The following is a 2,784-nucleotide window of genomic DNA, read 5'->3' on the forward strand; positions in this document are numbered from 1 at the left end:
TTTCCATGCTATATATTTTTGCTGGCGCAGAAAGAGTACGCCAGCTTTAAGTGCGCTTCGAATTTCTACGGCAACAACGGATTGGAGTGCGCTTAAAACAGTCGCCCGCCGTCCGCCACCTTGCGCTCGATGGCGCCGAGCACCACCGCGCCCTCCTCATCGGGAAAGCCCAGCGTCAGCACTTCCGACATGAACGGCCCGATCTGGCGTGGTGGAAAATTGACCACCGCGAACACCTGCCGGCCGACCAGCGTCTGAGGCGTATAGTATTTGGTGATCTGCGCCGACGATTTCTTGATGCCGATGTCAGGCCCGAAATCGATCTTCAGCTTGAACGCAGGCTTGCGCGCTTCCGGAAACCGTTCGGCCTCGACGATCGTGCCGGCGCGGATGTCGACACGATCGAAATCGGCAAAACTGATCTCGGGCTTGCGCTCGCTGCTCGAACTCATGTCTGTCTTACCGGGGACTCAAGCGTTGCCGTAGGTCTCGAACAGCACGCCGGCCAGCGCATCCTTGGCCGAGGTTCCCGACCAGACGACGAATTGGAACGCCTGGAAATAGCATTCGCAGGCTTCCAGCGCCGAGGACAAGAGCACCTCGACCTGCTGGCTCGACGGCTCGACCCCGCCGGCCAAAAGCAGCGACTGGCGGAACATGATCGCGCCCTCCTGCTCCCAGAGGTCGAAATGGCCGAACAGCATCTGCTCGTTGATCAGCGACAGCAGCCGCATCACTTCCAGCGCGCGAGTYTCCGGCACCTTGATGTCRAARGCGCAGGCCAGATGCAGCGCYTCGAAATCCTCCATCCAGGAGAAKGAGACGTGATAGTCGGTCCAGCTGCCGGCGACCGAGATCGAAATTTCATCGTCGCCGGCCCGTTCGAAGGACCAGTCATTGTTGTGGGCCACCTGCTCGATAACATCCACCGGATGGATTTCGCGGGAGAATTCGAGTTCGAGAAGTTCCATGGAATGCTTCCTGTCGTTCTGAGGAGCGCCGCCACACGCTCCGCGGGAGGGCACACACAACGAACAATCTGATCTAGAACTCGGACGGCCAGGACTTTCTTCGCGCTAAAGACTACTTCTCGACGCAAAGACCCCAGACCGGACCCCACCGCCCGGTCGCATGACCCTGCTCCGAATCATGCAACAAATTCAGTCTATTGATCGGGAGTCGCGTGAACAGCCCAATTTTTCGCACTGCGGCATTCGCATGTGGAAAGGCGCTGTCACAAAGATTCATGCAATGCCGTTAAGCGATTCACGGCAAAGCGATTTTCAGGATCGCACTATGTGGAAAAGTTTAACGATTATTTTTTTGCACGGGGCTTCGCCGCCGCCGCTGGTGCGGCATCACCGGCCAGTTCGGCGAGCTTCGCTTCGAGCGCCTCGATGCGGGCGGCAAGCCTGCTGTTCTCGTCYCGGGCCTTGGCCGCCATTWCGCGCGCTGCCTCGAACTCTTCGCGCTGCACAACGTCCATGGTGTTGAGAATACGCTCGGCCTGCCCCTTGAAGGCGGTCTCGACCTCACGGCGAACGCCTTGCGCGGCGCCCGCGGCATCGGTCATCAGCTTGGCGAATTCATCGAGAATGCGGTTCGGTCCGGTCGACATGGCAAATCCTCGCTTGCTCGAAATGACGTAGTGGCGCTGAGCGCCGAATGCAAGAACGTTGAGGGCTGGTGCGGCGTCTGCGTTGCTATGGCGCATGGCGGTGTCATGCCCAAATGAAGCTCTCAAACAGCCCCAAGCTGTACTTGAGAACGCCAAATCGCCTATTGTGGTTTCATCGCGTCTCGCGTCCAGCAGCGCTCGTCTCCAACCCAAGGTTAACCGAATGGCAACGCCCCCGCGCCGACCGACAAATCCATTCGCAGCCGCCGAAGCGGCCTTCAAGCCGGTCAAGAAGCCGGCAGCACCACCCCGCGAACCGTCAACCGCCCCAAATGTGCGGGAGCTCGTCTCGATCCGGATCGACCGGGCCGTGCTCGACCATTTCCAGGAAGAGGGTCCTGGCTGGCAGGACAGGATCAACGACGCATTGCGGCRGTTGGTGGCCGCCAAGGGGTGAGTTCAACACCCACGGCACGATGGCCGGCAATGGTGATCCGTCGCGACACTTGACGGCAACCGCCTTGCCTTGACCCTGCCAAAACCCTACCGCATGGTCCGCGCCCGAATGCGACCGCAACCGAGAGTTTCCCGTTGAACGAATATTTCCTGCTGCCGCTGGCATCGCTGCCGTTTCCCCAGATCAACCCGATCCTCATCCAGATCGGKCCGCTGGCGGTGCACTGGTATGGTATCGGCTACATCGTCGGCATCCTGTTTGCCTGGTGGTACGCCAAGCGTCTCGCCGCCAACCCGAAGCTGTGGCCCGACGGCATCCTGCCGATGAAGCCGGAGGACCTCGACGATTTCATCGTCTGGGCGGCGATCGGCGTCGTGCTCGGCGGCCGCACCGGCTATGTCCTGTTCTACGATCTGGCACGCTATATCGCGCATCCGCTCGACATCTTCGCGGTGTGGCAAGGCGGCATGTCSTTCCAYGGCGGCCTGCTCGGCGTCATCCTCGCCATGACGCTGTTTTCSATCAAGCGCGGCATCCGCACWTGGWCGCTGTTCGATGTCGTGGCYGCCGGCGTGCCGGTTGGGCTSGGCCTGGTSCGCGTYGCCAAYTTCATCAAYTCCGARCTYTGGGGCCGGCCGACGGATGTGCCCTGGGGAATAGAATTCCCCAATGGCGGACCGTTCACCCGCCATCCCAGCCAGCTTTACGA

5 protein-coding genes are annotated in these 2,784 nt (G+C 60.6%); 2 read left to right on the top strand and 3 right to left on the bottom strand.

Annotation, left to right across the window (positions count from 1 at the left end):
- Window positions 1–92: 92 nt before the first annotated feature.
- From AC1DX0_RS34115 to AC1DX0_RS34125, 3 genes are all read right to left on the bottom strand, one after another.
- On the bottom strand, window positions 93–452 hold the full coding sequence (locus AC1DX0_RS34115) for a tRNA-binding protein (protein WP_477224065.1): 360 nt from the start codon (window positions 450–452) through the stop codon (window positions 93–95).
- 18 nt (window positions 453–470) lie between these two features.
- Window positions 471–971 (bottom strand): type III secretion system chaperone family protein, encoded by a 501-nt coding sequence (locus AC1DX0_RS34120; RefSeq protein WP_013893499.1) that lies wholly within the window; start codon window positions 969–971, stop codon window positions 471–473.
- A 344-nt stretch (window positions 972–1,315) separates the two neighbouring features.
- Window positions 1,316–1,618, bottom strand: coding sequence for an accessory factor UbiK family protein (locus AC1DX0_RS34125; protein ID WP_477358750.1), 303 nt, complete (start codon window positions 1,616–1,618; stop codon window positions 1,316–1,318).
- 223 nt (window positions 1,619–1,841) lie between these two features.
- Here AC1DX0_RS34125 and AC1DX0_RS34130 point away from each other — a divergent pair, with 223 nt between their 5' ends.
- Window positions 1,842–2,075, top strand: a complete 234-nt coding sequence (locus tag AC1DX0_RS34130) for a BrnA antitoxin family protein (RefSeq protein ID WP_477358753.1) — start codon at window positions 1,842–1,844, stop codon at window positions 2,073–2,075.
- A 134-nt stretch (window positions 2,076–2,209) separates the two neighbouring features.
- Window positions 2,210–2,784, top strand: a 575-nt coding sequence (gene lgt, locus AC1DX0_RS34135) for a prolipoprotein diacylglyceryl transferase (RefSeq protein ID WP_477358755.1), incomplete at its 3' end; no start/stop codon positions are given.

It is taken from the genome of Mesorhizobium sp. P3_A9, from assembly GCF_056402975.1.